Annotated in this window: 20 protein-coding genes; 2 read left to right on the top strand and 18 right to left on the bottom strand. The window is 63.6% G+C overall.

Going from position 1 to position 22,334, the window contains the following annotated elements; all coding sequences use genetic code 11:
- Positions 1–93: 93 nt before the first annotated feature.
- The 16 genes from DSD28_RS17490 to DSD28_RS17415 all read right to left on the bottom strand — a co-directional run bounded on the left by DSD28_RS17490 (position 94) and on the right by DSD28_RS17415 (position 16,521).
- Positions 94–1,587, bottom strand: a complete 1,494-nt coding sequence (locus tag DSD28_RS17490; RefSeq protein ID WP_119257704.1) for a glycosyltransferase family protein — start codon at positions 1,585–1,587, stop codon at positions 94–96.
- 93 nt (positions 1,588–1,680) lie between these two features.
- Positions 1,681–3,594, bottom strand: a complete 1,914-nt coding sequence (locus DSD28_RS17485; RefSeq protein WP_119257703.1) for a glycosyltransferase family 41 protein — start codon at positions 3,592–3,594, stop codon at positions 1,681–1,683.
- A gap of 197 nt (positions 3,595–3,791) precedes the next feature.
- A complete protein-coding gene (gene fliQ / locus DSD28_RS17480) occupies positions 3,792–4,058 on the bottom strand; it encodes a flagellar biosynthesis protein FliQ (RefSeq protein ID WP_119257702.1) in 267 nt (88 codons plus the stop codon).
- Between the two features lie 9 nt (positions 4,059–4,067).
- A complete protein-coding gene (gene flgD, locus DSD28_RS17475; RefSeq protein WP_119257701.1) occupies positions 4,068–4,484 on the bottom strand; it encodes a flagellar hook assembly protein FlgD in 417 nt (138 codons plus the stop codon).
- Positions 4,478–4,924: a flagellar biosynthesis repressor FlbT gene (gene flbT, locus DSD28_RS17470; RefSeq protein ID WP_119257700.1), complete on the bottom strand. Its 447-nt coding sequence runs from the start codon at positions 4,922–4,924 to the stop codon at positions 4,478–4,480. Before flbT ends, flgD begins: the two co-directional genes overlap by 7 nt.
- Positions 4,921–5,271, bottom strand: coding sequence for a flagellar biosynthesis regulator FlaF (flaF, locus tag DSD28_RS17465; protein WP_119257699.1), 351 nt, complete (start codon positions 5,269–5,271; stop codon positions 4,921–4,923). The genes flbT and flaF overlap by 4 nt, the downstream gene beginning before the upstream one ends.
- A gap of 38 nt (positions 5,272–5,309) precedes the next feature.
- Complete coding sequence (locus DSD28_RS17460; RefSeq protein WP_119257698.1) at positions 5,310–6,362, bottom strand: flagellar hook-associated family protein; 1,053 nt, start codon at positions 6,360–6,362, stop codon at positions 5,310–5,312.
- Positions 6,363–6,364: 2 nt separating this feature from the next.
- A complete protein-coding gene (gene flgK / locus DSD28_RS17455) occupies positions 6,365–7,810 on the bottom strand; it encodes a flagellar hook-associated protein FlgK (protein ID WP_119257697.1) in 1,446 nt (481 codons plus the stop codon).
- A gap of 41 nt (positions 7,811–7,851) precedes the next feature.
- Positions 7,852–9,093: a flagellar hook protein FlgE gene (locus tag DSD28_RS17450; protein ID WP_119257696.1), complete on the bottom strand. Its 1,242-nt coding sequence runs from the start codon at positions 9,091–9,093 to the stop codon at positions 7,852–7,854.
- Between the two features lie 99 nt (positions 9,094–9,192).
- Positions 9,193–9,867 (bottom strand): transcriptional activator Rem, encoded by a 675-nt coding sequence (rem, locus tag DSD28_RS17445; protein ID WP_119257695.1) that lies wholly within the window; start codon positions 9,865–9,867, stop codon positions 9,193–9,195.
- Positions 9,868–10,137: 270 nt separating this feature from the next.
- A complete protein-coding gene (locus DSD28_RS17440) occupies positions 10,138–10,716 on the bottom strand; it encodes a transglycosylase SLT domain-containing protein (protein WP_119257694.1) in 579 nt (192 codons plus the stop codon).
- Entirely contained in the window at positions 10,640–12,007 is a 1,368-nt protein-coding gene (locus DSD28_RS17435) for a flagellar hook-length control protein FliK (RefSeq protein WP_162911442.1), read from the bottom strand. The genes DSD28_RS17440 and DSD28_RS17435 overlap by 77 nt, the downstream gene beginning before the upstream one ends.
- Entirely contained in the window at positions 12,004–13,329 is a 1,326-nt protein-coding gene (gene motC, locus DSD28_RS17430) for a chemotaxis protein MotC (protein WP_119257692.1), read from the bottom strand. The genes DSD28_RS17435 and motC overlap by 4 nt, the downstream gene beginning before the upstream one ends.
- 4 nt (positions 13,330–13,333) lie before the next feature.
- Positions 13,334–14,596 carry a MotB family protein gene (locus DSD28_RS17425; RefSeq protein ID WP_119257691.1) on the bottom strand — a complete coding sequence of 421 codons (1,263 nt, stop codon included), beginning with the start codon at positions 14,594–14,596 and terminating at the stop codon, positions 13,334–13,336.
- Positions 14,593–15,246, bottom strand: a complete 654-nt coding sequence (locus tag DSD28_RS17420; protein WP_119257690.1) for a hypothetical protein — start codon at positions 15,244–15,246, stop codon at positions 14,593–14,595. The genes DSD28_RS17425 and DSD28_RS17420 overlap by 4 nt, the downstream gene beginning before the upstream one ends.
- A 312-nt stretch (positions 15,247–15,558) precedes the next feature.
- On the bottom strand, positions 15,559–16,521 hold the full coding sequence (locus DSD28_RS17415) for a flagellin (RefSeq protein ID WP_119257689.1): 963 nt from the start codon (positions 16,519–16,521) through the stop codon (positions 15,559–15,561).
- Positions 16,522–16,859: 338 nt separating this feature from the next.
- Between DSD28_RS17415 and DSD28_RS17410 the strand changes: the two genes are divergently transcribed.
- On the top strand, positions 16,860–18,905 hold the full coding sequence (locus tag DSD28_RS17410) for a glycosyl transferase (protein ID WP_119257688.1): 2,046 nt from the start codon (positions 16,860–16,862) through the stop codon (positions 18,903–18,905).
- Positions 18,902–20,059, top strand: coding sequence for a UDP-galactopyranose/dTDP-fucopyranose mutase family protein (locus DSD28_RS17405; protein ID WP_119257687.1), 1,158 nt, complete (start codon positions 18,902–18,904; stop codon positions 20,057–20,059). The genes DSD28_RS17410 and DSD28_RS17405 overlap by 4 nt, the downstream gene beginning before the upstream one ends.
- A gap of 57 nt (positions 20,060–20,116) precedes the next feature.
- On the opposite strand, the gene DSD28_RS17400 is transcribed toward DSD28_RS17405, so the two are convergent.
- Positions 20,117–21,088: a flagellin gene (locus DSD28_RS17400; protein ID WP_119257686.1), complete on the bottom strand. Its 972-nt coding sequence runs from the start codon at positions 21,086–21,088 to the stop codon at positions 20,117–20,119.
- 254 nt (positions 21,089–21,342) lie between these two features.
- Entirely contained in the window at positions 21,343–22,224 is an 882-nt protein-coding gene (locus DSD28_RS17395; RefSeq protein WP_119257685.1) for a flagellin, read from the bottom strand.
- Between the last annotated feature and the right edge of the window lie 110 nt (positions 22,225–22,334).

The raw sequence follows: 22,334 nt of genomic DNA, 5'->3' as shown, positions 1-22,334 counted from the left end.
CTGCGGACTTGCGCGAAAGCGAAGGGCAGGCCGCTTCCATGCTTTCGCGCCATAGCCGGCGCTACGAACGGTCTTCGGCCGGAGGAAAGACGCTCAGATTCCCAATGCTTCGGAGAGGATTTGAGCCTGCGAACGGCGCTTGACGAGCTCGAAGCCGGTGTCCGCCAGCCGGCGGCGTTCTTCTTCGTTTGCGACCAGCTCCACGCACCTTTCGACGAGATCGTCATAGGCCGCCATCGCCAGACCGCCGCGATAGGCTTCCGCTTCGTCATCGTCGCCTTCCGCCTCGGTGAGGACGCAGGTGCGATTGGCAAGCAGGTAGAGAACCCGGACGGTTTCAAAAACCCAGTTCGGCTTGGCATGAATGTTCATCACGACTTTCGCGCGGGCGATCGCAGCATCCCGCTCCGCGCCATAGACGCCGAAAAGGTGCTTGATCTTCAGGCCCCGCTCATGCAGCGCAAGCAGGATAGCGCGCCGCCGCTCGTTCATGGATCCGTAGAAGAGAACGTCGATGTCCTGGACCGGCTCCGGTTCGATGCAGGTCCATTCTGGGCAATAGCCGAGCTGCAGCAACTGCGCATGATCTATTCCCACGCCTGCCAGGCGCTCGAGATTGGCCGCGCTGCTTTCCAGAACGGCGAACGTCTTGAGAAATGCGAAATAGTTGGACGACATCCACACCGAATCCGTCGTCGCCTGCTCCATGTTAAAGATCACCGAGCCGCGCGGCAGCTTCTCGGCGATGTCCTTGGTCAGGACATTGGCGCCATAGATGATGGGAATCCGGCCCTTCCACTCGGCCGGTTGCGTCGTAATCGGCGCCGAGCCTCCAAGCTGCCTGAACGCACTGGAAAGGCTGACGGCCGGCTCGTAGAACGCGCGCGTGTGAATGTAGTTTTCAGGCGTGACGATCCAGATGCAGAAGCGGTCCTTCAACTGGCTCCAGCTTCCGGCAAACGCCTGAGGCCCGGAGGCCGTGCGGGGAAGGCTGGTATCCTGCGCTGATGCGGGCGTCGCCACGGCCTTCCGGTCGACAACCTTCTGAAGCTGGACGCTGAGACCGTCGATGGCACGAGGATAGCGCGCAATCTCCGGCGCGGGAATTTCCTTCGCCTGAAGCTCCATGGCTATCTGGCCCGGTATGTAATCGAGGGATACCATTTCGAAGCAGTGCATGCTGCCGGCGGCATGGCCTTGATCGTCGATATAGCTGGCGAATGTCAGCTCGTTGAAAGCACGCCGGTTTCTCGGATCGGCCCAGGCTCCGAAGGACAGATCGTAGGGAACGGTGATTTTCATGACGCCGCCCACCACGAGCAGGTCCAGGCATGAGGTCATGAAGGCCTGGAAGTCATCCACCTGCTGCAGGACACCGGGCGCCAGGATCTCCCGGAAACTGTTCTTCTTGAGGGTGACGGTTCCGAAGCGGCGGGTGGGCAGAGCCTTTTCCGACGACAGAAACGGCGCGACGCGAAAGTCGAGGACCGCATCGCCGGTTGCGCTCGCGGCAACGTCGATATTGAAGCAATCTTCGCTGAAATCCTTGCCGAGACCAAGTTTGATAGTGCGGGGAAAAGTCGTCACCGGTACGCTCGATTATCGGGTTTCACTGAAGCAGGCAGGTTTCGGATCACTATTGCCGGGCGCCCGACGTGGGCCGCCCGGCAAGGACCTGGACTAGGCGAAGCTGGCCGTTCGCTCCGGCAAGACGGGGACGTCGAAGTGATCGGGCCCGAGCCCGCTCTTGGCGCGGTCGGCCATCATCTCGTAAGCCTTTTCGAGGTGGCGGCAGAACCGTTCGCTGTCGAACAAGGGTTTCAGGAAGCGGTTGTCAGAGAGACGCTTCTTGTATTCGGCGATCCGCGTCCGGTCCTTGGCGAGCGATACGGCCATGTCGATGTAGTCGGCCTGGTCTGCTGCCACGAGGTCGGGAAGGCCGATTGCGTTCAAGAGGCTTTCGCTCACCCTCGACGCGAAGTTGGTGCCCTTGAGCGTCAGGACCGGCAGGCCGGCCCAGAGCTGTTCGGACGTCGTCGTGTGGCCGTTATAGGGATAGGTATCGAGCCCGAGATCCGCCACCTGGATACGATTGATGTGCTCTTCGTAGCCGACCTTCGTCGTGAAGAAGACCCGCTTGGGCGAGATGCGGTTCTTCTCGAATTCCTTGCGGATATTCGTCTGGAAACGCGCGTTCGCCCCGAGAATCCAGATGACGGAATTCTCGGTCTTTTTGAGGATACTGATCCAGGCATCGATCGCCTTCAGGCTGATCTTCCGGTTGCCGTTGAAGGATGCGAAGACGAAGGCGTCCTCCGGAAGGCCGAAATCGGCGCGGCTGCACGGCTGCAGGCGCGGGCGGCTGACGGGGTCGTTCGGCTGGTAGGTTTCCGGCAGGCGGCAGAATTTTTCGTAATAGTGCGGGCGCGAGGCTTCCGGCAGCACGATCGGGTCGCCGATAACGTAGTCGAGATCGATATTGACGGTCGTACCGGGAAAACCGAGCCAGGCGACGTGGACCGGCGCGGTCGCCTCGTTGAGGATATGCGACCTGGTACCCTTGGTGTGTCCCTTGAGGTCGACGAGGATGTCGATCTTCTCCTTGCGGATCAGGGCGGCAGCTTCCGCATTCGACACGTCGGCAACCGAAATGACCTTGCCCCAGCGGCCGCGATCGAAACTGTTGGTTTCGAGGTGATGCGGGGCGGTGTAGCAGAAGAGCGTGATCTCGAAACGGTCCCTGTCGTGCTGCTCCAGGACGTTTCCGACGAGCTTCATCGTCGCATGGTTCTCCCAGAAATCGTTCGACAGATAGCCGATGCGGATCTTCCTTCCCGACCAGTCATGCGGCATGCCGCGTCGCTTCTCCGGCAGGGCCGGATCGTAGGCGCTGGCGGAGAAGCCGACCGTTCCGTTGAGACTCTCGTCGCCGCACCACATCAGATGGTGGAAGGGGTTGTCGTTCCGCACGACCTCCCGGTTGCCCTTCGCGATTTCGTTCTCGATGAGCGCCTGGCCACGCCGCACGTCGTCGAACTCGCCAAATTCGCGCGCATGCACCAGATAGAAGAGCTGCATGGCGATATGGTTCGGGAAGAGCTTGATAGCGCGCTTGAGCGTCCTCAGGTTCTCCTCGTCCCTGGGGTCGTCGGCAAGGAGGCGCATCGCAAGCGCGATATGCGAGGGATTGTTGCTTTCGAGAAGGGGCTTGCGCAGGCCCTGGAGGATGGATTTCTCGCCTCGCCTCAGGAAGATGGAGGCGATGATATAGGCGATCTCCGGGTCCTTCGGAGCGATCGATATGAAGTTCCTCGCCAGAACGAGAACCTGATCTTCATTGCCGCATTCGAAATGAAGCTGCATGGCATTGCGAAGGTTCTCTTCCTTCCTGCTGCCTTCCTCGCGGCCGGCGAGGGCATAGGCTTCCGCCGCCTCGGATTTCATGTCGAGCTTCAGGAAGGTTTTGGCGAGAAGGGAGTATGTCCTCGCGTCCCGGGTCGTATCGAGCAAACTGTTGAGCGTGCGGAGGGCCCCCAGATATTCACCTTTCTTGTATTGCTGAGAAGCGGCAGCATAACCGGTGTGAATGTTCATTCGGCACTCCCTGAAGATTGAATCGAGCCGTGAACGATGGCGATTCAATTCCTGACGATCTGGATATTTCCGGTCATCGCACTTGAAGCTTGCTCGGAACGTGAGGCGCCGAAGACCGGGGGCAGCCAGGCGCGCAGCACCTTCGCGCCGTGGCGACGGCGCGTCGGACATGCCGGAAAGCAGAATGCGGAAAAGCGTCAGAACCCGCTTTGTATTCGCGAGAAGACGAGGTCGGTGAAGATGGAGATCTGGGCGCCGATGAAGGGCGCGGAAATGGCGATGGTGACGAAGATCGCGAGGATCTTCGGGACGAAGGTGAGGGTCATTTCCTGCACCTGCGTCAGCGCCTGGATGAAGGCGATGACGACGCCCACGACCATGGCCGCGAGCACGGCCGGTCCGGAGGACACGATGACAGTCCAGATGGCTGCCTGCGCTATGTCGAGGGCGTCTGCCTCATTCACGGGATAGGGTCACTTCACGGTTACGCCGGGGCCGACGATGATCTTCTCACCCGACTCAAGCGTTGCTACGATACCGTCATTATATAGCGTGACTTCCTTGACGACGCCAGAAACCTTGCCGTCGTCGCTGGTGACCGTGCGGCCGATGACGGAGTTCGCCTCCTGCAGCGAGGTGCGCTGAAGCAGGCTTTCCAGGTTCTTGTTCGTCTTGATGGTCTGCTCGACCTGCGAGAAGGTCGCAAGCTGCGCCATCTGCTGGGTGGCGTCCATCGGCTCGGTCGGATCCTGGTTCTTCATCTGCGCCACGAGGAGCTTGAGGAAGCTCTCGTAGTTCAGCGTCGCGGTCTTGGAGTCGCCGCCGGATTCCGCGCCGGTGACGCCGGGAATGTAGCCGGAAGAGGTCGCGGTGCCGACTGCGTCTACCATGGTGCGATCTCCCTGCGGATCTGTTCGATGGTGGCCGGAGCCATCTCGTGGTTGTTGAGGATGCGGTCTTCGATCGGGTAGAGGGCGCGGATGGCCTTCAGGGCCTCGAAGGCGCGGCCCTGCGTGACGAGCGCGTCGACGCGCTTCAGCTCGGCCAGCACTTCCTCGTTCTTGAAGCAGGAGAGCAGCATGATGACCGACTTGCGGAACATGGCGATCGACTGCTCGGCGCCTTCCGGGTTGATCAGCGCCATCTGCGCGATGAAATAGAGCTGGCGGAGCGGCGTCGTGGCCTGTTCCGGCTGCAGGACGTGGTTTTCCAGAAGGAAGGTCACGTCGTTGAGGAATTCGACGGCGACCTTGCGGTCGACCCTCAGAACTGCGCCGTTGACGAAAATGCGCTCACCGGATTTCAGCGATATACGCAGCGTACTTTTCATTTGATGCCATCCTTGATGATGGTGGTAATGTCGATGATGCCCTGGAAGTTCGTGGATTCGCGTTTGCGTATCCTTTCGATCTCCTTGAGAATCCAGATGGCGATCGAGATGAGATTGGCCCTGATCTCGTCCTCGAGCTGGTTTTCGGGATTTCCGAGATCCTCGATGAAGCGGATCCAGACCCGACGGGTGTAATAGACGGCTTCCACCGCCTCCTTGCCGTAACTGCCCCCGGCAGCCACCGCGGCCTGCAACAGCGCGATGGACCTTTCGAGGACCTGCCGTTCCCGATCCTTCGAGACGGCGACGCCCTCCTCCATGATCTCGGCATAGGAAAACTGGTACATTCAGACATCCTTCATGTGTGTCCGTACCCTCTGGTTCATCAGAGGTAGTTCAGCAGACTGAGATTCTGGATCCTCGACGTCAGCGTGTAGGCGAGCGAAAGCTGCGACTCGAGCGTGGTCACGCGCGTCGCGGCCTCGTAGGTATCGATGCCCTCCATGTCCTTGATGCTGGTGTTCAGGATGGTGATCTGGGCGTCCAGCGACGTGTTGGCCTGCGTGACGCGGGATTCGGAGATGCCGAGCTTGGAGCGCTCGCCGTCGATGCCCGAGATCGCCCGACCCATATAGTCGATCGCCGAATCGCTGACCGTCTTGCGCGTCTGCTCCGAAATGCCGAGTGCCAGCAGTTCCTGCCCGATAACGAGGCCGAGCGCCATGTAGCGCATGCCGGTCGCATTGGTATTGGTCGAGCTCTGGACGGTCTCGGCCGCGCTGATGCGGCTCTGCATGTTCTCGTCCGAGGCGTTCGACCAGTCCGCTTCCCAGTCCGAACCCATGAAGCTGGTTTCGAGATCGTCGATGAAGGCCTGCATGTCCGCCGGGGCGATATTGGCGACGGCCGGATCGGTCTGCGTGATGCCGAAATGGGCGAAGAAGGCGTTGTCGAACGTCGTCTTGGCGGCCGAGAGCGGCGCTTCCGAATAATCGTTGAACGGAATCACGTCCGAATTGATGCCGGCGAAGAGATATTCACCGCTGAAGGACGTGTTGGCGGCGGCCGTGAAGGTCGACAGCGCGTTGCCGATATTCTGCTTGGCGAGATCGAGCTGGTCGGCCGAGGTGATGCCGGAGAGCGCGATCAGCACCTCCATCGCGTCGTTCGCCGCGGACGACATCTGGCCGAGGGCTTCCTGCGAGGCGGCGAGCCGCTGGGTGGTGAGCGCATTGGTGCTCTTCAGCGATTCCATGCGCTGGAGGTCGCGGTGCAGGTTGAGCGTGCGTGCCGTCTTGGCGCCAAGCGCGGTGCCGACATCGGCGTGGCGGCCGGTGACCGTCTCTTCCTGGAGCTGCTGCATCTCCTTCTGAGCCTTCGCGACGGTGAGCCGCATGGTGTTCTGAAGGGACAGGTTGGAAACGAAAGAAGCCTTCATGACTAGCCCGCCGCCTGGAGGAGTGCGGTGATCATCTCATCCACCGCCGAAACCAGTTTCGCCGACGCCTTGTAGGATTGCTCCAGATCGAGGAGCAGCGCCAGTTCCTCGTCGAGGCTGACCGCCGTCACGTTCTGCAGCGCGTCCTGGGTGCGGCCGAGCAGCGCGTTCTTGTCGTCGCTCGCCGTGGTCGCGGCGCTGCGGATCTGCTCCAGCCAGCCGACCGAGCCGGTCGAGAAGGCGAGGATCGTGCCGGTCGTGTCGATCGCCGCGTCCGGGTCGTAGGTCTGCGGCGTCTCGAAAGCCGCGGCATAGCCGTTCAGGAGCTCCGAGAAGCTCGCATTGTTGTCGACGTTGAACGTCTCGTTGATGCCGTCCCTGAGCAGCATCGAATTGCCGCCCTGGCTGGTGATCACCGCCGGATTGACCTTGATGACGCCGGCAAGACCCGGCGAATTGACCGTCGGTACGCCGCTCCAGGTGAAGAGGCCGTCCGTCGGCAGGAAGGTGCCGGAGCCGGGCGGAGTCTCGACATTCTCGGAGAACATGGAGACGAGCGTGCGCGACATCTCGTCGAGCTGCTTCTGGAAGGTCGGGGCGGCGTGGTCGCGAAGCTGGAGGAGCGCGGCGAGCGAACCCTGCGCGCTGGTGTTGCCGCCGGCGCCCGCCTGGACGGGCACGCCGTCGATCAGGATCTGGTTGCCGTCGACGGCCGCCGTATAGGTGGTGGTCGCCTCGAAGCTCACGGTGCGCGGCACCGTCTCGAACAGCACCGTGCCGTCGCTGGTATAGAGCGCAAGGTCGTTGTTGGTGCGGGTGACGGTGGTGACGCCGACGATCTCGGAGATCTGCGTCAGGAGCTTGTCGCGCTGGTCGAGCGCGTCGTTGTCCTGCGTGCCCGCGGCCGTGCTCTGCTTGACCTTGTCGTTATAGGTCTTGAATTCCTTGAGGAGCCGGTTGAGCTCCGTCACCGCCGTATCGATATCCGCATCCGCCTCGGCGCGCAGCTTCTGGAGCGCGGCGGAGGTGCTGTTCAGCGAATTGGCGACGTCGGTCGCGTCGGCCACCACGGTCTCGGCGAGCGAGACCTCGTTCGGCTTGTCGGCGAAGGCCTGGAGATTGTCGCGCAGCTTCGCGAGATAGGTGGACGGGGCGAGTTCGTAACCCTCGCCGCCGAGCATCGTCTTCATCTGCGTGAGACCGGCGAGCAGCGTGTCCTGCCCGGCGGTCTTGGAGATGCTGAGGAGGTTCTGCTTGAGCAGCGCCTCGTTCTGGGCACGCTGGGTCTCGACCACCGTCGCGCCCGAGGCGGCCGTGGCGAGAACCGCCGCACGCCGCGCGTAGGCCGGGTTGCTTGCATTGGCAATGTTCTTCGAAACGACGGCCGATTGCAGGCCTACGTTGGAAAAACTGGACTGAGCAGTCTTCATTGCTGCTGAAAGCGACATCGGATCTACCTAATTCTCGAACGCGTGCGGGCCGGACCGGCTTATCTCTTGAGGTTGACGAGGACTTCCATCAGTTCCGAACCGGTCTGGAAGACCTTGGAGTTCGCCGTGTAGTTTCGCTGCGACTCGATCATGGCCGTCAGCTCTTCACCGATATCGACGTTGGAATCCTCCAGCGCGCCGGAAAGGATGGTGCCGAAGCCGCCATTGCCGGCATAGCCCATGACGATGACGCCCGAATCGCTGCTCTGCGAATAGACGTTGCCGGGAAGCGGCTTGAGATTGTCCGGGCTCTGCACGTTCGCCATGGCGATACGATACTTCGGCGCCATGTCGCCGTTCTCGTACTTGAGATAGACGATGCCGTCGTCGCTGATCTCGTAGCCGGAAACGCCGCTCGGGCCGATGCCGTCGATGTCGCCGCTGGCGGCGAAGGCAGCGGCAAGCTGCGTCGTGCCCTTGGCGTTGCCGCCGATGGAGATCTCGAGGGCGTTGAGTTCCGCGCCGCCGATGGTCATGGCGTCCGTGGTGATGCTTTCCGGCGTCTGGAGCTTGCCGTCCGAGCCGAAGGTCAGCGTCGTCGGCGCGAGGAGTTCCGTTTCGGTGCCGGTTTCCGGATCGGTGTAGCTGACGCGCAGATCCCACTGCGTCGTCGGCGGCGGGCCCGCCGTCACGCCCACTTTCGTGTAGGTGAAGTCGAGCTTGCGGGTGTTGCCGAGGCTGTCATAGGCGACGAGCGAGGTGGCCTTGGAATAGCCGTCCTCTTCGTTCGCCGGCAGGTTCACGTTGAGATAGCCGCTTTCCGACGCCTTCACGCTGAGATCGCCCGAAGCGAGATTGATCTCGGAGAGGCCGGCAAAGCCGTTGATGACGATGGTCGGATCCTCGGTCGAGGAATATTCGTAGCCCATGAGGGTGAACCCGGCCGAATTGCGCAGCGTGCCGTCGTCCATGACGGTGAAGGCGCCGGCGCGCGTCAGGTATTCCACGCCGTCCGAACCGGTGACGATGAAGAAGCCCTTGCCGTTGATGGCAAGGTCCGTCGCCGAGGTCGTGTAGGTGAAGGTGCCCTGCGCGGAAATCGAATAGCGCACGTCCGTGGTCACGCCGCCCGAATTGTAGGCGCCGCCGGTGGTGGGCAGGATCAGGGAAGAGAACTGGGTCGAGGCTTTCTTGTAGCCCGTCGTGTTCGCGTTGGCGATGTTGTCGGCAACCGTGCTCAGGCGATTGGCCTGCGCGTTCATGCCGGAAACACCCGTTCTCATCGTACCGTAGAGGCTCATGTGGTTTCCCCGTTCATCTCGTCACCGCGACCCTATGGGACGGGCCTTGCGTGAAGCTGGCTGCCGGGGTCCGCCTTCCCCGTCAGCCGGCGGTTCGTTTCAGCTCTGCCAGTCGATGCAGTAGCCAAGGAAGCGCTTGGAATCGATCGGATCGAAACCGAGCTTCTTGCGCAGCTTCTTGCGCAGCTTGCTGATATGGCTTTCGACGACGTTCTCCTCGACGTCCTCGTCGAATATCCCGTAGATCGCGTTGAAGATCTGGGTCTTGGAAAGCCGGCGGCCGCGATTGGCGACCAAATATTCCAGAATGCGGCGCTCGCGGCGCGGCAGGGGGAAGACATCGCCGGAGATTTCCGGGTCGCGGCCGTCCGAGAAGACGCGGATCGGGCCGATGTCGGTATGATTGGCAAGCGCCTTCAGGCGACGCCGGATGGCCGCCGCACGGGCCAGGATTTCCCGGGGGTGAACCGGCTTGCGCACCACGTCGTCGACGCCGCTGTCGAAGAGGGCGAGCGTGGTTTCAAGGGAAGGCGTATCGCTGACCGCGATGACCGGCGCCTGCGACCGGTCACGGATCGCGCGCGGCAGCTCCATGGAGAGCTGGCCCTGGCCGATCAGGAACGCCTCGACCGCGTCGATGTCCGAATCGGCGGCGGTGTTCACCCACTCGCCGAATTCGCGGGGGTCGAACCCCGTCGAGGGCACGCCCTCGCGCCCGAAAAGAGAAGTATAGCCGTCTTTAACGAGCTCGCGCTCATCAACCACTACGATCATTCGTCCGCCTCCGAATCAGTGTGGTGCCTCGTTCAGGCAGTGGTACGAATCGGGCGAATCACCGGCAACTAGAGGAACTAATTGGCAGATTTTAACAGTTGATTAAGGATTGCGTGCCGATTTGATCTACATCTAGTAGCTCCACCCATGGGCGGCACAAATTTTTCGTGGAAAAGTTAACAAAGGTTAACAGCCCAGCCTTGTCGTTCTAAAATAGGGCGCATTCCTGCCACATTGTGGCACAGGCTGAATTTTCTATCTTTGATTGAATTACTGGCAGAACGCTTTCGCATTCGGTGTCCAGCTTCCATAGCCGGTTGCAACCAGGTTCGCGATCACCCGGCAGACATAACGCTTCTGCGCGGGGTCGTTGTTCGGGCCGGCATGGTAGCGCGCGACGGCCATGGTCCAGGTCTCGTGCCGGGCATGCAGACGCGCCAGGAAGGCGGCTGCATATTCCACGTTCTTGTGCGGGTCAAACATTTCCGCCGCCGAGGCGAAATGCTCGCCGTGGAAGTGGTGGTTGATCTGCATGCAGCCGAGGTCGATCAGCCTGGCGCCGCGGGCGCGCGCCGCCTCGAAGGTGCGCAGCGCCTCTTCCCGGCTCGCGCCGAAATAGGCCTTGCCCTCGATGTTGAGGGCGAAGGGCTGGAGGGATCCCTTCCGCCCGGTCTCCGTGAGACCGACGGAATAGAGGATGCCGGCCGGGATGTCGTACTTGGCGGCGGCGGCGAGGATTTCCCGTTCGCAGGAGCCCGTCGACGCGGCGGCGTCAGAGATAGACGCCGCCAGAGCGCACAGACTGCCCGCCAGCAAGGCCAGAAGCGGCTTCCGCGATGTTGCCCTCATGAGACGTTCCTTCCTGTCCGAACGAGCCTGCGCGCTCGCCGCCGTGCTCACGGCCGCCGCCGCCTTCGCGGGCCTGCGGCTGGCTGGAGAATTGCTGCTGCTGCGCCTGCTGGCCCTGGCTGTCGCCCTGCTGCGTGCCGGCGCCGCGGTCGGCCGGCGCAAGCTGGACGCTGACCTGGTCGACGGCGAAGCCCTGGCCGCGCAGCGCCCGCACGATCGTGTCCTTGTCGTCGAGGAGCTGGCGATAGGCCTCGCCCGTCTCCACCTGCAGCGAGACGACGAGCTCCTCGCCATGGAGGCGCAGCGTCGCCGTCACGAGGCCGAGCTCGATCGGATGCATCTGGATCTTCAGCGTGTTGACGACCTTGCCGGTCGCCGCCGCTTCCGAAGGCGCAAGGCCGCCGGTGGCGCTCAGCGAGGCCGCCCATTCGGGGTCCTGCGTGATCGCACCCGTCACGGCGGCAGCGTTGCCGGTCTGCGCGAGGCCGATATAGCGGCGCGCATCGACCACCGTCACCGTCTCGCCCCGCGCGGCATTGATATCGGCATCCTTGAAGGTCGCGCGATCGCCGGCACCGGAAAGGCTCATGTCGAGGCCACGGCCCTTGCCGTCGGCGCGGATCAGGCGGAAGAGCTTGTCCGTATCCGATTGCGGCACCTCGCCGCCCTCGGCGCCGGCAAGCTCGGAGGCTTCCCCCGCCGAACCCGTACGGTCCGACACGAGGTCCGCCTTGCCCGCGACCTTGCCGCCGGCCTGCGCCTTGTTGCCATCCGTGGCGGTGGCCTTCGCCGCGCCATGGCCCGCGGCCGTGTGGGAAGCGGTGTTCGCCGCGTTCAGCAGTTCGAGGAGGTTGCCGACATCCGTCTTCGCGGCTGCCGCCTCCCCGCCGCTTTCGGCGACGGTCACGGCAACCTTCTCCGCGTCGGCATCGACACCCTCGACCGTCTCGGCATGGCCTTTCCTGCCCGTACGGCCGGTGCTCTCGGCGTGCGAAGCCTTCCCCTCACCAGCCTTGCCGGCCTTGGCGCCCGCCTTCTCAAGCGCATCGGCGAGCGCGGAGATGTCGCCATGCGCGGCATGCGTCCGCGTGCCGTTCATCGCCTCGCCTTCCTTCCCGCCATGGCCGGAGATCGAGGTGCGGCCACCCTTGTGGCCGCTCTCGCCGTCCTTGGCATGGAGGCTGGCGATCGTCTTTTCGAAATCACCGTTCTCGGAGGAACCGGCGGCCTTGCCCTTGGCCGGCGCCTGGCCCTGCGCGATGCCCAAAACTCCGCTAGCAATGGTGCTCAACTGCCTTCTCCCTTCAAGAGCGCGTCGATCTCGTCGAGCTTGGACCGGCCGGTCGACACGAAATTGTCGAATGCCGGGTCGATGCCCGCCTTTTCCTGCTGCCCCGTCGTTTCCTTTTCCGGCCTTGCCGCCGCGACCGGCTTTTCCTCGCCGCCCGCCTGCGGGTCCATCGACCGGTCCGCCGCTTCCGCCTCGCTCAGCCCCTTGTAGGAGGCGTTATCGGCCTCGGCGGGCACGCTGTCTTCCTTCGCGATCGTCCGGGCGCCCTCGCCCTCCGGCAGGCGCAGCACCTCTTCGGCGACCGCCCGGGCGGCGGCCTTCAGCGCCTGATCCTTGGCGGAGAGCTTGTCGTCGGGGATCGCCACGATGGATTCCATCGCCGAGGCGACATCGCCCGACGGCACCGAGGCGAGGCCCGAATAGAGGTCCGCCAGCACCTTCGGAACGCTCTCGCCGTCACCCGTCAGGGCCTGGGCGCGCTCGGCGGCAAGCGAGGCCAGCTTGTTCTTGCCCGAGATCGCCGCCAGCCGCGCCATGCGCAGATAGACCTCGCGCTGGCGGGGCACGTCCATGAAGGACAGGACCTCGAGGATGTCCTCCTGCCTGAGAGCATCGAAATGATCGACGGCGAGCTTCACGAAGAGGTCGGCGAACTGGCTGGCATAGGGCGAGCGCAGGAAGCGGCGGGCATAGCGGTTGGCATAGGCCATGCTCTTGTCGGTCCAGCCGGCCTCGCTGGCGATGTAGATGGAGCGGCGCAGCGCCGCCTCCTCGACGATCGTTCCGGGCGCGACGAGGCGCGCCCAGTCGAAATAGCTGAGCGCCAGCTTCGGATCCTTGCGGATGACCGAATTGGCCGAGACGAGCGCCAGATAGGGCCCGACCCGCGAGCGCTTGTATTCCGGGAATATCTCCGCGAGCGACTTGACGCTCTGGCTGCCCCGGCCGCCGAGATAGCTGCGCAGCGCATCCGTCAGGCGGGAATCGAAATGGCCGGCAATGTCCTTGCGGATCAGCAGCTCCAGCGTGTCGGGATTGCCGCCGCTCATGGCATAGACGAGCGCGGCATCGACATTGCGCGGATCGTCGAAGATCGCGGAATCGGCCGTGCGGAGCCGCTCGTCGATGGTGCCGAGCAGGAAGCGCTGCATCTCCATGGCGGAATGGTCGCCGAGCACCACCGTATCCTGCACATATTGCAGCGAGCGGATCATCTTGTAGGGCGCAAGATCGTCCGGACTGTCGGCGCGCACGGGCGCGGCCGCGGCGAGCGCCGCGCCGAACACCGTTCCCGTCAGAAGAATGCGCCGGAGGAAGCCCATCGTATCAGCCACCCTCGGCCTGGATGAGGATCTCGATGCGGCGGTTGGCGTCCGCCATCGGATCGTCCGGCACCTTGAGGCGGCGGTCTGCGAAGCCGGACACCTGGCTCACGCGCTTTTCCTCCAGCCCGCCGCGCACCAGCATGTAATAGGCGCTCTGCGCACGGTCCATCGAAAGGCGCCAGTTGTCGTTCTTGCCACCGGCAAAGGGACGGCCGTCGGTATGGCCGCGAACGGCGATCGCGCCGGCCCGGCCTTCGAGAATCTTGCCGATCTTCTCCATGGCCAGCACCATCTCCTGCCGCGGAACGGCCGAGCCGATATTGAACATGGGCGTATCGAGCTGGTCGGTCAGGCTGACGAGAAGGCCGCCTTCGGAGGGGGTGACGCTGAGGCCTTCGGCAAGCTTGCCGAGCGTGCCGATCTCCCTGGAAATCTGCTGCTTCAGCTCGTCCGCCTTCTTCTGGTCCTCGACCTTTTCGGCCTCGGCCTTGGCCTGCGTCTCCTCAGCGGCAGCCTTCCCGGCCTCAGCCTTCGCGTCCTGCGCCTGCTGTGCCGCCGCATCGGCGTCGGCCTTGGCGAGCGCTTCCTCTACCGTGCGGTCGGTGTCCACCGCGGCCATCTGCTGCTGGCCTGCTTTGGCATCCTTGGCCTTGGCCTTGCCCTCGCTGCCGGCGCTCGTCGCCTGCGAGATTTCGACCTGCTGCGTCCAGAAATCGGGATCGAACGGGTCACGGTAGGCTTCGCCGCCGTCGGCGCCGGTGGCGGGGCCGGAATTGGCCGCGCCACCCTCGCCCTTGGCGCTGACATTGGCCTGCTGGCCGACTTCCTGCGCGATCTCGGACAGGACGGAATAGGGATTGCTGAAGAAATCGGCCTCGGAATATTTCGTTTCCTCGCCGGCGGTCGTGTTCTCGTCGCGGCCTTTTTCCGCGCCGTTGCCGCTCGCCTGCTGCTGGCCCTCTTCCTTCGACTTGTCCTGCGTCGCCTCGCCGTCCTTGCTGTTGGCGGGCTTCTTGACGGATTTTTCCGCCGGCTTGTCGTCGGTCAGCTTGATCGGGTTGAAATAGGAGGCGACCGAGGCCTTCGTTTCCTCGTTCGCGGCATTGACGAGCCACATCACGAGGAAGAAGGCCATCATCGCCGTCATGAAGTCGGCATAGGCGATCTTCCAGGCGGCCGCATGGTGGTCGCCGTCGTGATCGCCATGACGCTTGACGATGATGATCTCGTTCTTGCCGTGGTGGTGATTTTCGCCTTCGCTCATGCAAGCACCTTGCGCACGGTGTCAGCCCAGGCCGCCATCCGCGTTACCAGGACGGCGTCGCCGAACTCCACCGTCAGATCGACATCCTGCATCTCGACATGCCGGAAGACCGGCGCTGGCTCCTCGAAATGCGACTTCAACTGCTCGAAGAGGTCCAGCGGCCCCTTCACCGTGATCGTCATGCCCTCGCCTTCCTTGAGTCCCTCGTCGACGAGGCGGGCAAGATCCGAGATCGCGCCCTTCGTCAGCACCTGGCTCATCACGGGCGCCAGCACCTGGGCCGCCTGCGCGGCGACGAGGTCGGCGACCTCGCCCGTCAGCGTGGCGAACCGCTCGGCGAGCGCCGCCGCATAATCCTGCTCGTAGCGCATCGACAGGGCCTCGATCTCGGCGCGGTGCGCTTCCTTGAGTGCGGCCATGTCCGCCTCGTGCTTCGCCTGCAGCTCAGCCTCCGCTGCGGCGCGACCTTCGGCGAAGGCTTCCGCGCGCTCCGCCTCGACATCGACCTCCGGCAGGGCCGGCGCCATCGTGAAGGCCTGCGCCTCGGCGCTTTCGGCTTCCGGCGCAAAGCGCGCGGAGGGGAATACGGGCGGCTTCATGCGCGGGGGCGCGCCGAAATCCTTGAGGTAGCGGGCAAGGTGAACGCTCATCGCGCGCCCTCCGGCCCCGTTGCGTGCCGGATGAATGCAGAGAAGGCCCGGCGGCAAGGCCGCGGGCCGCTTCGACGTTCATTCGCAAAGACGCTTTTACCTGACAACACCGCTGACCTGTCTCCCCGGACAAAGCGCCTTCCGGGAGGTGAAAGGCGCACAATCTTCCTGATCGTGCCGCCGAACCTAGAAGGCCAAACTTGTGCGAGGATGAAGATGAAGGTGTTGGGCCGCGCCAGGGCAAATAGCGCGGCCCAACCGCCCGCCTCGGCCGATGACCTGCGGCCGGGCGGATAGAGGTCCCCGAAGCCCTTACTGGCGGAAGAGCTGGAGGATGTTCTCGGCGCTCGAATTGGCGATCGAGAGCGACTGGATGCCGAGCTGCTGCTGGGTCTGCAGCGCCTTGAGGCGGGTCGATTCCTCGTTCATGTCGGCATCCACCAGGCGGCCGATGCCCTTGTCGATCACGTCGCCGAGCGTGGCGACGAAGCTTTCCTGCATGTTGATGCGCTTGGTGATGGCGCCGAGCGTCGAGGCAGCGTTCGTCAGGTCCTTGATGATGTAGTCCGTGACGCTGATCATGTCGTCCAGATCGTCGTAGCTCGTGTTCGTGTCGATCTCTATGGGAGAACCGGCACCGGGCGAGCCCATGTCGATCAGATAGTATTCACGCGCGGTGCCGGCCGGGCTTTCGCTCAACGCGTCGGCATCGATGGATTTGGTCAGATAGCCGCGGCTGGCATCGCCCTCGTCGACGAGAACGGAGTTCTCTGTGTCGAAATCGAGCGTGGCGACCTTCACGTTCCCGCCCGCGGTGCGAACGAAGGAGGCGACGACGGACTTCACGCCGAGGGCGTCGGAACCGGTATTGTAGAGCCAGTTCTCCCCCGAGAAGGACGCCGATTGCGCGGCGGAGACGAGCTGGTTCTTCAGCTCCTTGATTTCTTCGTTGATCTTGCTCTTGTCGACGCCCGGCTCGCGGGCGGCCACGAGCTTGGCCTTGATCTCGCTCATCACCTCGATGACGCTTTCCAGCGAGGTATAGGCCGTGTCCACCTTGGCGGCGCCGAGGCCGAGCGCGTCGGCGACCGTCGAGATCGCGCGGTTGTCGGAGCGCATCGTGGTCGCGATCGACCAATAGGCCGCGTTGTCGGCCGCGGTCTCGACCCGCAGGCCGGAGGAAACGCGCGCCTGCGTCGTTTCGAGGCTGTTATCGATGGAACGGAGCGTCTGCAGCGCCGCCATGGCGGCGGAGTTGGTCAAAATGCTGGTCATTGGCACTTGCCCTGAAAAAGAGTTCGTCGGGACATGCCGGAGTGAGGCGGAGACCGGTAACGACCGAGGGCTTCATGCTGCCGGCGCCGCTCGTTTGCCCTGGGCGCCGGTCCGTCGTTCTTAACGACTGGTTAATGGGCAATGGTTAACAAATGGTTAATAGCGTTAAGAAACCGGTAAGACAGATGGAGAAAGCCTGAATTTTTCATGGCCAGAATTTGCAGGCGTGGCCCTCCGCGGATACGACAGCCCTGGACAAGTCTGCCGCGCTACAGGGTAGACTTCGCCGAGACTTGTGTAATGCCCCCGGCCAGACGGCCCCTTGCCGCAGGATATCCATGACCGCCAGCCTTTCCACCGCCCCGGATCCGAACGCCCCCCTTCTCCAGCTCCTGCTGCGCGCACGCACGCAGCAGCTTTCGCTGGCGGAACTGTTCCAGACGGCGGAGGTTCTTTCCGCAGCAGGACAGATGGCGGCGGCGATCGAGCTCTACAAGACGTGGATCGCCTTCAACGACGCCAACCCGCTGCTGCACCTTGCCTATTTCAACTATGCCGTCTCGCTTTCCAAGGCGGGCGACGTCGCCGCGACGCTCCATGCGCTGCGGGCGGCGATCCGGATCGAGCCGCTTTTCGGGCAGGCGCATATCAACCTGGGCCGGACGCTGGAGGATTGCGGGCTCACCGGCCAGGCCGTGCAGCAGTGGCGCACTTTCGTCGATGCGACGACGGAGGTGAACCCCGACCGGATCAGCAACCGGCTGCTCAGCCTCCAGCATATCGGCCGCGTCCTGGAAGGCGCCGGCCATCTCGAAGAGGCGGAAGCCGCGCTCTGGCAGGCCATGGAACTGCAGCCGTCCCGCACGGAGGCCGCGCAGCACTGGATCTCCCTGCGGATGCATCAGTGCAAGTGGCCCGTCGTCGTGCCGTCGCTGCATGTCACGCCGCGCCATTTCATGGATGCCATGTCCGCCATGTCGATCGCCTGCTATGCGGACGATCCCCTGTTCCAGATGGCAAAGGCCCACCGCTATTGCCGCCAGACCATCGGCCGGCCCGACGACCTCAGCGCCTTCGAGCGCAAGGCGGTGCGGCGCGAGACCGGCACCGGCGAGCGCCTGCGGGTCGGCTACGTCTCCTCGGACCTGCGCCAGCATGCCGTGGGCTTTGCGCTCAGCGAGGTCCTCGAACTGCACGACAAGGCGTCCGTCGAGATCTTCGCCTATTATTGCGGCGACCCCGCGCCGATCGATCCGACGCAGGCGCGCATCAAAGAGGCCGTCGATCACTGGCGCGACATCGCCGCGCTCAGCGACATCGAGGCCGCCCGAAAGATCGCCGCGGACGGGATCGACGTGCTCATCGACGTCAACGGCTACACGAAGCATGCCCGCACGAAGATCTTCGCCTACCGCCCTGCCCCGGTCATCGTGAATTTCTGCGGCTATCCCGGCACGATGGCGAGCCCCTACCATCAGTACATGATCGCCGACGACGTGATCGTGCCGCCGGAAAACGAACTTTATTATACGGAGAAGGTGCTGCGCATCGCCTGCAACCAGCCGGTGGACCGCAAGCGGGCCGTCAGCGAGCGCCCGGCCCGCGCAGACGCGGGCCTGCCCGACGACGCCTTCGTCTTCGCCAGCTTCAACGGCATGCAGAAGATCACCGCACCGTGCTTTGCCCGCTGGATGGCCATCCTGACCGCGACGCCGGGCAGCGTGCTCTGGCTGCTTTCCGGCGACGAGAGCGCCAATGAGCGCCTGCGCCGGCTGGCCGAGGAGGCGGGCGTCGCGAAGGAACGTCTCATCTTCGCGGGCAAGGCACAGAATCCCGATCATCTTGCGCGGATCGGCCTTGCCGATCTTTTCCTCGACACCTTCCCCTACGGCGCCCATTCGACGGCGGCGGACGCCATCACGCAGGGACTTCCCGTCCTGACGATCGCCGGCAAGAGCTTCGCGTCGCGCTTCTGCGCCAGCATCGTGACGGCGGCCGGCATTCCCGAGCTCGTCTGCGGCGATCCGGACGACTATGTGCGCATGGCCATCGCCCTTGCGGAAAGCCCGGATCGCCTTGCCGCCGTGCGCGAATCGCTCGCGCAGCAGCGCGAGACCTGCGCCTTGCGCGACATGCCGGGCCTTGCCCGTCGGCTGGAAGAACTCTTCTGGCAGATGCAGGGCGAGGCGGAGCGCGGCGAGACGCCCGTGCCGGATCTTCGCAATCTCGACGTCTATTACGAGATCGGCGCGACGCTCGCGGCGCGCGGCATCGAATTCGAGGACGACACGGCCTATCGCGCGCGCTACCGGGAAGAGCTCATCGTCCTCGACGACTTCGCGCCGCTTGCCCCGGACGCCCGCCTCTGGCCTGCCGCCCCATGAAGGAAGGGGAGCGCATCCTCATCGTCGGCGCCGGGCTTTCCGGCGCGGTGATCGGGCGCGCGCTCGCGCAGGAGGGCTGGCGCGTCGAGATCGTCGATTCGCGCGCCCATGTCGCCGGCAACTGCCACACGGAGCGGGATGCGGCGACGGGCGTGATGGTGCATGTCTACGGCCCGCACATCTTCCATACGGACGATGCGGAGGTCTGGGCCTATGTGAACGGCTTTGCGACCTTCCTGCCCTACAAGAACCGCGTGAAGACGACGAGCGGCGGGCAGGTCTATTCGCTTCCCGTCAATCTCCACACGATCAACCAGTTCTTCGGCAAGTGCTTCCGGCCGGACGAAGCCCGCGCCTTCATCGACGCGCTGGCGGACCGCACCATCGCCGATCCGCGGACCTTCGAGGAGCAGGCCCTCCGCTTCGTCGGCCGCGACCTCTACGAGGCCTTCTTCAAGGGCTACACGCAGAAGCAGTGGGGCTGCGCTCCGACCGAGCTGCCCGCCTCGATCCTGAAGCGCCTGCCGGTTCGCTTCAACTACGAGGACAACTACTTCTTCCACAGGTACCAGGGCATGCCGGAGCACGGCTATACCGCGATGGTCGAACGCATCCTCGACCATCCGAACATCGCGGTGAGGCTCGAAACGGACTTCCGCCGGAACGCGAGAGACGGCTTCGCGCATGTCTTCCATTCCGGCCCGCTCGACGGCTATTTCGACAATGACCTCGGGCGGCTCGGCTACCGGACGCTCGATTTCGAGCGCTTCACCCATGACGGCGACTATCAGGGCTGCGCGGTGATGAACTACGGCGATCTTTCCGTGCCCTATACGCGGATCACCGAGCACAAGCATTTCTCGTCCTGGGAAGAGCATGACGGCTCGGTCTGCTACCGCGAGTTCTCGCGGGCCTGCGAGCCCGGCGACATTCCCTACTATCCGGTTCGCCTCGTGAAGGAGAAGGCGCAGCTTGCCGACTATGTGCGGCTGGCGGAACGGGAGGAAGGCGTCACCTTTGTCGGGCGGCTCGGCACCTACCGCTATCTCGACATGGACGTGACGATCCGCGAGGCGCTGGATACGGCGCGGCTTTTCATGGAGCGGCGGGCGGCGGGGGCGGCGATGCCGGCCTTTCTCAAATCGCCGCTCTGACATGCGAAAAGGCCCCGGTAAACCGGGGCCTTTCCATATCTGCCTTGCGGCTTGCGATTAACGGAAGAGCTGGAGAATGCCTTCTGCCGAGGAGTTGGCGATCGAGAGCGACTGGATGCCGAGCTGCTGCTGGGTCTGCAGTGCCTTGAGGCGGGTCGATTCCTCGTTCATGTCGGCATCGACAAGGCGGCCTACGCCCGAGTCGATGGCGTCGGTCAGCTTGTTGGCGAAATCGACCTGCAGGTCGATGCGCATGGAGATCGAACCGAGCTGCGAAGCGGCCTTCGTCATCAGCTGGATCGCGGCTTCCGTCAGGTTCAGGGCCTCGGCCATGTCGCTGTCGGAGAAGTTGGTGATGTCGAGGGTCACGACGCTGTCGGTGATGGTGTAGGTGTTGCCCGTTGCGTCGATGTCATCGCCTGCGGTGCCGAGAATGCCGCCGGCGCTCTGCGTGTGATCGTCCGTATCGACCGTGCCGAACAGAACGTTCTGGCCGTCGGTGGCGAGTTCGTCCAGGGTGTAGGTCGTGGTGTTGACCTTGACCGTGCCGCTGGCGTCGCGGATGAAGCCCGAAACGATGGTCTTGTCGGCGACGTTGTCGGCGCTCGTGTCCGTGCTGTCATAGACGAGCCAGTTCTGGCCGTTGAAGGACGCGCCGGAGGCGATCGAGACGAGCTGCTGCTGCAGCTGGGTGATTTCTTCCTGGACCTTGGCCTTGTCGACGCCCTGTTCGGTGGCGGCGGTGACCTTGGCCTTGATTTCCTTCACGACGTCGATGGCCGCGTTCATGCCGGCATAGGCCGTATCGATCTTCGCAGCGCCGAGGCCGAGGGCGTCCTGCACGGCGGAAAGGGCGAGGTTGTCGGAGCGCATGGTCGTGGCAATGGCCCAGTAGGCTGCATTGTCCTTGGCTTCGCCGACGCGCATGCCGGAGGAAACGCGGGCCTGCGTGGTTTCCATGTCGTTGCCGATAGAGCGCAGCGTCTGGAGAGCGGACATTGCCGCAACGTTGGTCAGAATGCTCGTCATAGTATAGGTGCCCCTTGAATGGCTGACTGAGAAAGGGACATTCCGGGTTCGCCGGGCGACGGTGGTCAGCATCATGCCTGCTAACCGGTTAAGTTTCTTGGTTAACCCACCGTTTCGATGGCCTAAGAAAACCGCAATAAAGTTAAGGAAATCTTTCCCGGGAAATAAAAATGCAAAAAGCCGCCCCCGTTGCCGGGAGCGGCCTTTGTCGAGGCAGGCGCGGGTCAGCCTCCGCGCCCTCCTCCATCCGTCGATTAACGGAACAGCGAGAGGATGTTCTGCGAGTTGGAATTCGCGATCGACAGCGACTGGATGGCGAGCTGCTGCTGGGTCTGCAGCGCCTTCAGGCGGGTCGATTCCTCGTTCATGTCGGCGTCGACGAGGCGGCCTACGCCCTTGTCGATGGCGTCGGAAAGCTTCTGGGCGAAGTCTTCCTGCAGGCTGATGCGCTTGGAGAGCGAGCCGAGGGTCGAGCCGACCTTTTCCATGTCCGTCAGGGCCGTTTCGACATTATCGAGGAAGCCGGCGACGTCGGAGTCCGAAGCCGAGGACAGATCGATCGCAAGAACGTCCTTGAGGATACCGTCGGTCGTGCCCACTTCGCCCGTGGAAGAGTCATAGGCGCCGAAGAGGGAGTTGGATTCGGCATCGTAGGAGGCGGTCGTGACCTTGACGGTGCCGCCGGTGTCGCGAACGAAGCCGGTGACAACCGTGGCGTCGCTGGCGCCGCCGGCGAGCCAGTTTTCACCGTTGAAGCTTGCGCTGGCGCCGATGCTCTTGAGCTGATCCTGGAGCTGCGTGATTTCTTCCTGGACCTTCGTCTTGTCGACGCCCTGTTCGGTGGCGGTGACGAGCTTGGCCTTGATTTCCTTGACTACGTCGATGGCAGCTTCGACGCCGCCGTAGGCAACGTCAACCTTCGCCGCGCCGAGGCCCATTGCGTCCTGTACGGCGGAAAGGGCGGCGTTGTCCGAACGCATGGTGGTCGCGATGGACCAGTAGGCGGCGTTGTCCTTGGCTGCACCGACGCGCATGCCCGAGGAGATACGGTCCTGCGTCGTTTCCATGCTGCTGTTGATGGAGCGCAGGGTCTGCAGGGCGGACAGTGCAGACGTGTTGGTGAGAATGCTCGACATTCTAGTTGTCCCTTTGAACGAAATACTGATGGGGACATACCGGACTGATTACTTACCGGTTACGGCGGTTCGGCATCATGCCAACTCGGTTTCTTCAGCGTGTGAAGGGA

Origin of the sequence: Shinella zoogloeoides (assembly GCF_003574625.1) — a bacterium.
GTDB lineage: Bacteria > Pseudomonadota > Alphaproteobacteria > Rhizobiales > Rhizobiaceae > Shinella > Shinella zoogloeoides_A.
The sequence above is the reverse complement of the archived record's forward strand: the minus strand, read 5'-3'. Positions and strand labels throughout refer to the sequence as shown.

Bases quoted from the DNA above. Each gene is read 5' to 3' on its own strand.
- DSD28_RS17485 (WP_119257703.1), bottom strand. From the start codon at position 3,594: ATGAACATTCACACCGGTTATGCTGCCGCTTCTCAGCAATACAAGAAA.
- flgD (WP_119257701.1), bottom strand. From the start codon at position 4,484: ATGGTAGACGCAGTCGGCACCGCGACCTCTTCCGGCTACATTCCCGGC.
- flbT (WP_119257700.1), bottom strand. From the start codon at position 4,924: ATGAAAAGTACGCTGCGTATATCGCTGAAATCCGGTGAGCGCATTTTC.
- flaF (WP_119257699.1), bottom strand. From the start codon at position 5,271: ATGTACCAGTTTTCCTATGCCGAGATCATGGAGGAGGGCGTCGCCGTC.
- DSD28_RS17460 (WP_119257698.1), bottom strand. From the start codon at position 6,362: ATGAAGGCTTCTTTCGTTTCCAACCTGTCCCTTCAGAACACCATGCGG.
- flgK (WP_119257697.1), bottom strand. From the start codon at position 7,810: ATGTCGCTTTCAGCAGCAATGAAGACTGCTCAGTCCAGTTTTTCCAAC.
- DSD28_RS17450 (WP_119257696.1), bottom strand. From the start codon at position 9,093: ATGAGCCTCTACGGTACGATGAGAACGGGTGTTTCCGGCATGAACGCG.
- rem (WP_119257695.1), bottom strand. From the start codon at position 9,867: ATGATCGTAGTGGTTGATGAGCGCGAGCTCGTTAAAGACGGCTATACT.
- DSD28_RS17440 (WP_119257694.1), bottom strand. From the start codon at position 10,716: ATGAGGGCAACATCGCGGAAGCCGCTTCTGGCCTTGCTGGCGGGCAGT.
- motC (WP_119257692.1), bottom strand. From the start codon at position 13,329: ATGGGCTTCCTCCGGCGCATTCTTCTGACGGGAACGGTGTTCGGCGCG.
- DSD28_RS17425 (WP_119257691.1), bottom strand. From the start codon at position 14,596: ATGAGCGAAGGCGAAAATCACCACCACGGCAAGAACGAGATCATCATC.
- DSD28_RS17420 (WP_119257690.1), bottom strand. From the start codon at position 15,246: ATGAGCGTTCACCTTGCCCGCTACCTCAAGGATTTCGGCGCGCCCCCG.
- DSD28_RS17415 (WP_119257689.1), bottom strand. From the start codon at position 16,521: ATGACCAGCATTTTGACCAACTCCGCCGCCATGGCGGCGCTGCAGACG.
- DSD28_RS17410 (WP_119257688.1), top strand. From the start codon at position 16,860: ATGACCGCCAGCCTTTCCACCGCCCCGGATCCGAACGCCCCCCTTCTC.
- DSD28_RS17405 (WP_119257687.1), top strand. From the start codon at position 18,902: ATGAAGGAAGGGGAGCGCATCCTCATCGTCGGCGCCGGGCTTTCCGGC.
- DSD28_RS17400 (WP_119257686.1), bottom strand. From the start codon at position 21,088: ATGACGAGCATTCTGACCAACGTTGCGGCAATGTCCGCTCTCCAGACG.
- DSD28_RS17395 (WP_119257685.1), bottom strand. From the start codon at position 22,224: ATGTCGAGCATTCTCACCAACACGTCTGCACTGTCCGCCCTGCAGACC.